This is a genomic window from Methylobacterium sp. Gmos1 (genome assembly GCF_053764715.1).
Window position 1 is genome coordinate 1 of sequence record NZ_JBSNCC010000049.1, and the last position, 6,812, is coordinate 6,812.

Below are 6,812 nucleotides of genomic sequence, written 5' to 3' on the forward strand. Positions count from 1 at the left end.
CAGCATCATCCTACTCACGACTGATTTCGAAGAAATCAGCCCGCAGGGACGACGCCGTCCACGCTTCTCTTTCTCGTATGAACTTGTCAAAGAGCCGATCGGGCCGAAGCCTGATCCTGTACCATAGAGAACAGAAAGCAGCGCCGGGTTGCCCTGGCCCTTGCTTCATCGTCTCTGAGGAAGTCCCTGGGGCAGAGCCGTTCGTCTCGGCGCCCCGTCGGTGAGCGGTCGTTTAAGGGTCGCCGGCTCGCCTGTCAACTCGGCCAGCTCCCGGAGGGATCCGGCCGAGGCGGTGGGGGAGGGGCCTGTAGCTCCTGCGCTCGCAAGGCATCGATCCGGCTCACGGATGGCTGCGGCCGAGACCTTTCGGTCTGAGTCTCCTACATAAGGCGACGACGCAGGAGAGTGACGGCGAATGCGCACGACCCTTCCACCCCTCGCGGTAATCGGTGCCGGGTTCAGCGGCACGATGGCGGCCCTGCACCTGAGCCGGCTGATGCCGGAGCGCCCGGTCCTGCTGTGCGAGAAATCGGGTGCCTTTGCCCGCGGGCTCGCCTACGCGACCGGTTGCAGCGATCACCTGCTCAACGTGCGCGCCACGAACATGAGCGCGTTTCCGGACCAGCCGGAGCATTTTTCCAGCTGGCTGGAAGGATGTCCCCTCGACGGTATCGCCTGGACCCGATCGACGCCGGCCGGGTTGTTCGCGGCACGCGGCCTCTACGGCCGGTACCTGACCGACCTGCTGCTCACGGCCCTGTCGGAGCCGGGACCGGCGCCGCGGTTGATGCTCGAGAACGACGAGGTGGTCGATCTCGCCCCGGTCGCGAACGGATTTGAGCTGACGCTCGCGGCCGGGCGTCGGCGCAGGGTCGCCGGCGCGATCCTGGCCTGCGGCAACCTGCGGGCACCGCGCGGACCGCGCAGCCGCTACGCGGTCGATCCCTGGGGCGACGCGCCCCTCGACGACCTGCGGCCCGACATGCCGCTGCTCATCGTCGGGACCGGGCTGACCATGGTCGACGCGGTCGCGGCCCTGCGCCAGCGCCGCTTCGCCGGGCCGATCCTCGCCGTGTCGCGCCACGGATTGCTGCCGCAAGTCCATGCCGCGACCGCGCCTTGGCCCGCGCCCGCGATCCCGGCCGCGGCGCAGCGATCGCTCCCGGCGCTGCTGCGATTCCTGCGCGACGAGGCCCGTCGGGCCGACGCCGCCGGGGTCGACTGGCGCAGCGTGATCGATGCCCTGAGGGGGAGCAGCATCGGCCTCTGGCGCGGCCTGCCGCTCGCCGAGCAGCGCCGCTTCCTGCGCCACGTCCGGGCCTTCTGGGACGTGCACCGCCACCGGATGGCGCCGCCCGCCGCCGAGATCATCGGGCGCGAGCGCGCCCGCGGCGGGCTGAGCCTGATGCGTGCCCGGGTGGTCGCGGTCGAGGACGCGGCCGGCCACGCCCGGGTGACCCTGCGCGAACGGGGTGCGGCCGCGCCGGTGGTCGTCGAGGTGCAGCGGATCATCGATGCCTCCGGGGTCGGGCGCGTCGCCGATACCGACGACCTGCTCCTGCGCCGCCTGATGGGCCGCGGACTGATCCGGCCCGACGCCCTCGGGCTCGGCCTCGCCGTGGCGGAGAACCTGGCGGTGCTGGACCAGCGCGGCGAGGCCGCCCGGCCGCTTTGGACTCTCGGGCCGCTGCTGCGCGGGACGCTGTGGGAGTGTACGGCTGTGCCCGACATCCGCAGCCAGGCGGCGGAGCTCGCGCGGACGGTTGCCGCGCGGCTGCACAATGTAGCGGCTCGGGCCACGCGGGAGACGGCCTGAATCGGCCTTCGGCGCGAAACCGTTCAGCGTCAGTGCCTTGAGCAGGATGCCAGGAATGCGGGCGTTGGTTCCATAATGCTAATTATGCGAATCGCGTCGACATTTCGGCCCGCTGCCCGTCGCTTTCGCGGGACGCGAGCCTGCCGCACCCCGCCACGCGTGTCGAGAGCAGCATTCAATCGCCCTGCAACCGAACGCTGCTCCGGATCTCACCGGTGGCGCCGCATTTTCGACGGCGAACCGGTCTCCACTTCGTTGGAACGAGCTCGAGAGCATTCTCCGAGGAAGCGGAGACCGGTCCGTCGTATAAAATCTTGTAAAATCAGATATTCAGCGCCGCGCCCGATTGCAGCGCGATCGGGCGCGGCGCTAGCCGAGCGCCTGGTTGGCGAGGTTGAAAATCCGGGCCGGGCCGGTTGACGGCGGTTCGCCCCGGGTCATCGTCACCGACAGATCGACGTTGGCGAGCCCGCAGGCCTGCGCGAAGGCGACGAGCGGCCCGTCACGCTCCGGCGTGTCGAGGCGCAGGAATGTCCCGTCATGCGCCCGCACGTGCGGGCTGGCGAGCGCGACGGCAGCCCCTGCATCGGAGGCCACGATGGGACCGACGATGTGGCCGCGACCGAAGGGACGGCAGATCGCGTAGCCGGCGATCCGGCCGCCCTCCTCGAGAACAAAGGTGCGCCCCGCCTGGCGCAGAGCGTCGAGCATCCGGCTCCGGTCGCCGCCCGACGCCTCACGGTCGAGGGCGGCGATGGCCGGCCCGTCGGCGTCCGTGGCGGGTCGCACCCGCGGGTCGTCGACCGCCGCGGCGGCCTCGACGATTCCCTGGTACTGGGTGTTGGAGCCGGTCACGCGAAACCCTTCGGATTCGTAGAGCCGCCGGCCGGCCTCCGTCGCAGTGAGCCGGATCGTGCGCGAGCCTGCGGCGGAGAAGAGCTCCCGCATCAGCCGCCGGCCGAGGCCCCGGCCCTGCAGCCGGGGCGAGACGATCACCATGCCGATGGTGGCGAGCCCGTCGCCGAAGGCCCACCACATCGCGCAAGCCGTCACCGTTCCGTCCGCGTCGCAGGCGACGAGGCCGTGACCGATCTCCCGCATCAGGCGCCAATCCTCCGCCCGGTGCGGCCAGCGCGCCTCGACCGAGAGGCTGTGCAAAGCCGCGATGTCGGCCTCGGTCATCGGCCGGATCGTCGGCGCGGCGTCCGTCCGGGTCAGGGTGGCAGGGTTCGTCATCGTGTCGGATCTCCGTGCCGCAGGCCGGGAAAGAGAAGCGCCCCGGCCCTGAAAGAGGGCCGGGCTGCCGGAAAGCAGGAACGGTCAGAGACCGCCCATGTGGAACGACTTCAACTCCAGGTACTCGTCGATGCCGTAGGCCGAGCCCTCGCGGCCGAGGCCCGACTGCTTGACGCCGCCGAAGGGCGCGGCCTCCATCGAGACGGTCCCGGTATTGAGCCCGACCATGCCGAATTCCAGCGCCTCGCCGACGCGCCAGGCCCGGCGGATGTCGGCAGTGTAGAAGTACGAGGCGAGGCCGAACGGCGTCGCGTTGGCGATGGCGACCGCGTCCTCCTCGCGCGAGAAGCGCATCAGGGGAGCGAGCGGCCCGAACGTCTCCTCGGAGGCGAGCCGCATGCCGGTATCGGCCCCGGTCAGCACCAGCGGCGGCACGAAGCGGCCGCGCACGCCGCCGGCATCGCCCGCCACCAGCCGGGCGCCGCGGGCGAGCGCGTCGTCGAGATGGGCCCGGACCTTGGCCACCGCCGCGTCGTTGATCAGCGGCCCGATACTGACGCCGGCGTCGAAGCCGTTGCCGACTCGAAGCGCGGTCGCGGTCTCCGCCAGGCGCGCGGCGAGGCGGTCGTGGATGCCGTCCTGCACCAGGATGCGGTTGGCGCAGACGCAGGTCTGACCGGCATTGCGGAACTTCGAGGCCATGATGCCGGCGACCGCCTGGTCGAGATCGGCGTCGTCGAACACGATGAACGGCGCGTTGCCGCCGAGCTCCAGGCTCAGCCGCTTGATGGTCGGGGCGGACTGGGCCATCAGCAGCCGCCCGATGGCGGTCGAGCCGGTGAAGGACAGCTTGCGTACGGTCTCGCTGCCGGTCATCTCGGCGCCGATCGGCGCCGCCTGCCCGGTGACGACGCTGAACACCCCCTTCGGCACCCCCGCCCGCTCGGCGAGCACCGCCAGCGCCAGGGCCGAGAACGGCGTCAGGTCGGCGGGCTTGACCACGATCGGGCAGCCGGCGGCGAAGGCCGGCGCCACCTTGCGGGTGATCATCGCGATCGGGAAGTTCCACGGCGTGATCGCCGCGCAGACGCCGACCGGCTCCTTGAGCACCAGCACCCGGCGGTCGCCCACGGGCGCGGTGAACACGTCGCCGGTGATGCGGCGCGCTTCCTCCGCGAACCACTTCGCGAAGCTTGCTCCGTAGGCGACCTCGCCGCGAGCCTCCGCGAGGGGCTTGCCCTGCTCGGCGGTCATGATCGCCGCCAGGTCCTCGGCATTCTCGAGGATCAGGACGTTCCAGCGCTCCAGGATCGCCGCGCGCTCGGCCGGCGCCGTGCGGCGCCAGGCCGGAAAAGCGGTCTCGGCGGCGGCGATCGCCGCACGGGTCTCCGACGCGCCGCAATCCGGCACGGTGCCGAGGATCTCCCCCGTCGCCGGATCGGTCACGGGCAGGCTGCCGCCGGCGTCGGCGTCGCGCCACTCGCCGGCAATGAAGGCCTGAAAGCGCAGGAGCGCGGGATCGCGCAGGCGGTCCTGGGTGAACATGGCTCGTCCTCGGGACGTCGGGTCGGGGGATGGATCGGAACGCGCGGCGACCGGTCGGATCACCGCGCGGCGCCCGGCCTCACAGGCCGAGCAGGCCCGGCAGACCGCGGATGTCCTTGATCTCGTGGTAGCCGTAATAGGGGTTGGCCGGCTCGTGGCCGCGGTTGACCCACACCTTGTTGGTGATGTGCATGTCGTGCGCGGTCATCAGGTCGTAGCGGAAGCTCGAGGAGCAATGCAGGATGTCCTCGGGCCCGCAGCCGAGCTGGTCGAGCATGTACTCGAAGGCCTGCATCCGCGGCTTGTAGGCCTGGGCCTCCTCCGCCGTGTAGGCGGCGTGGAACGGCGCGCCGAGCTTGGCGACGGAATGCGGAATCAGGTCCTTCATCGAGTTCGACAGGATCACCAGGGGGAATTCCCTGGCGACCTTGGCGAGACCCTCGACCGTGTCCGGGTGCGGGCCCCAGGTCGGCACCGCGGCGTAGACCGCCTCGGCGTCGCTGTCGCGGTATTCGATGCCGTTGCGCTTGCAGGTGCGGATGAGGGAGTTGGCGACGACCTCCTTGTAGGGCTTCCACGGGCCCAGCACCTCATCGAGGCGGTAGGCCGAGAAGTCGTCCACGAAGGTGTCCATGCGCTTCGCGGGAACGCGGTCGGCGTAGAGCCGGCGGGCGACGGGCGCCATCTCGAAGTAGATCAGCGTGCCGTAGCAATCGAAGGTGATGTACTTGGGCGCCAGGCGGGTCATCGGGATCTCCCTGCGGTGTTCGACCGTGGCCGAAAGGTAAGCCCCCTTGACCGCAGGCGGACGCCGATCTGGCGCCCTCCGGGGCGGTGATCCTGCGCTTTCATCGCCGCACGACGGCATGTCGTGCCGGACGGGCCGCACCGCAGCCTCTGCCGCCGCGGACCCGCCCGTCGCGGCGTTCGGCCTGCCGACGACCCGGAATTCGGCGTCTCCCGCGGGCGCAGGCCGCTTATCGTTCCTTCATCGGCGGCGGCCCTGGACGTGCGCCGCCTCCGTGAACCTGCGAGGCCCCCATGACCCGCCCTGTCATCGCCTACAAGTCGGACCCGGTCCGCGGCGCCGTCTGGCACGAGATCTTCGCCCGCGAGGCACCCGACCTGCGCCTCGTCGACTGGGACCCGGAGGGCGAGGCGGCGCAAGCCCCCTACCTCGTCGCCTGGACGCCGCCGCCGGATCTCGCCCGCGCGATGCCGCGGCTCGAAGCCCTGTTCTGCATCGGCGCCGGTATCGACCACCTCCCCGTCCACGACCTGCCGCACGCCGTGCAGGTGGTGCGGATGGTCGACCCGAACCTCACCGCCTCGATGGTCGAGTACGTCGTGATGGCGGTGCTGGCGCTCCACCGCGACCTGCCGTTCTACCGGACCGAGCAGGCGGCCGGGCGCTGGACCCCACGGCCGGTGCGGCCGGCGACGGAGCGCCGGGTCGGCCTCATGGGCCTCGGCGTGCTCGGCCAGGCCGCGGCGCGGGCGCTCAGCGGGTTCGGTTTCCCGGTCCGCGGCTGGAGCGCGTCCCAAAAATCCCTCGACGGGATCGAGACCTTCGCGGGCGACGCGACCCTGAGCGCGTTCCTGTCCGACACCGACATCCTGGTCTGCCTGCTGCCCCTCACGCCGGCGACGCGCGGCCTTCTCAACCGTGACCTCTTCGCCCGGCTGCCCTCCGGCGCCGGGCTGGTGAATGCCGGCCGCGGCGGCCACGCGGTCGAGGCGGACCTGCTCGCCGCCCTCGATAGCGGGCAGCTCTCCGGCGCCGTCCTCGACGTCATGGCGCCCGAGCCACCATCGGCCGACCACCCGCTCCTCGCGCATCCCCTGGTCATGATGACCCCGCACGTGGCGAGCGCCACGCAGCCGGCGGGCGCGGCGCGACAGGTGATCCACGGCGTGCGCGCGCATCTGCGCGGCGAGCCGATTCCCCACGCCGTCGATCGATCGCAGGGCTATTGAAGCCGGCACTTGAACGCACGCCGTACATACCCATCTAGGGTACAAGTCGGGCCGCGGGGTCCGGGCAGTCCCCTGCCCTCCCCCCTCGCCTCGGCCGGATCCTTCGGGAGCTGGCCGAGTTGACAGGCGAGCCGGCGACCCTTAAACGACCGCTCACCGACGGGGCGCCGAGACATACGGCTCAGCCCGAAGGACTTCCTCAGAGACGGTGAAGCAAGGGCCAGGGCAACCCGGCGCT

General features: G+C 71.2%; 5 protein-coding genes. 2 read left to right on the forward strand and 3 right to left on the reverse strand.

The window, feature by feature from the left end; genetic code table 11:
• Positions 1 to 415 precede the first annotated feature (415 nt).
• On the forward strand, positions 416 to 1,816 hold the full coding sequence (locus ACS5PV_RS32605; RefSeq protein ID WP_455399458.1) for an FAD/NAD(P)-binding protein: 1,401 nt from the start codon (positions 416 to 418) through the stop codon (positions 1,814 to 1,816).
• 369 nt (positions 1,817 to 2,185) lie between these two features.
• Here the strand turns inward: ACS5PV_RS32605 and ACS5PV_RS32610 are convergent, their stop codons facing one another.
• The 3 genes from ACS5PV_RS32610 to ACS5PV_RS32620 form a co-directional block, all read right to left on the reverse strand.
• Complete coding sequence (locus ACS5PV_RS32610) at positions 2,186 to 3,052, reverse strand: GNAT family N-acetyltransferase (protein WP_455399459.1); 867 nt, start codon at positions 3,050 to 3,052, stop codon at positions 2,186 to 2,188.
• An 84-nt stretch (positions 3,053 to 3,136) separates the two neighbouring features.
• Positions 3,137 to 4,597: an NAD-dependent succinate-semialdehyde dehydrogenase gene (locus ACS5PV_RS32615; protein WP_455399460.1), complete on the reverse strand. Its 1,461-nt coding sequence runs from the start codon at positions 4,595 to 4,597 to the stop codon at positions 3,137 to 3,139.
• Between the two features lie 79 nt (positions 4,598 to 4,676).
• The gene (locus ACS5PV_RS32620; RefSeq protein WP_455399461.1) at positions 4,677 to 5,345 is read right to left on the reverse strand and encodes a haloacid dehalogenase type II; all 669 of its coding nucleotides are present in this window, start codon (positions 5,343 to 5,345) and stop codon (positions 4,677 to 4,679) included.
• A gap of 293 nt (positions 5,346 to 5,638) precedes the next feature.
• On the opposite strand from ACS5PV_RS32620, the gene ACS5PV_RS32625 reads away from it, so the two are divergent.
• Positions 5,639 to 6,574, forward strand: a complete 936-nt coding sequence (locus ACS5PV_RS32625; protein ID WP_455399462.1) for a 2-hydroxyacid dehydrogenase — start codon at positions 5,639 to 5,641, stop codon at positions 6,572 to 6,574.
• The last annotated feature ends 238 nt before the right edge of the window (positions 6,575 to 6,812 follow it).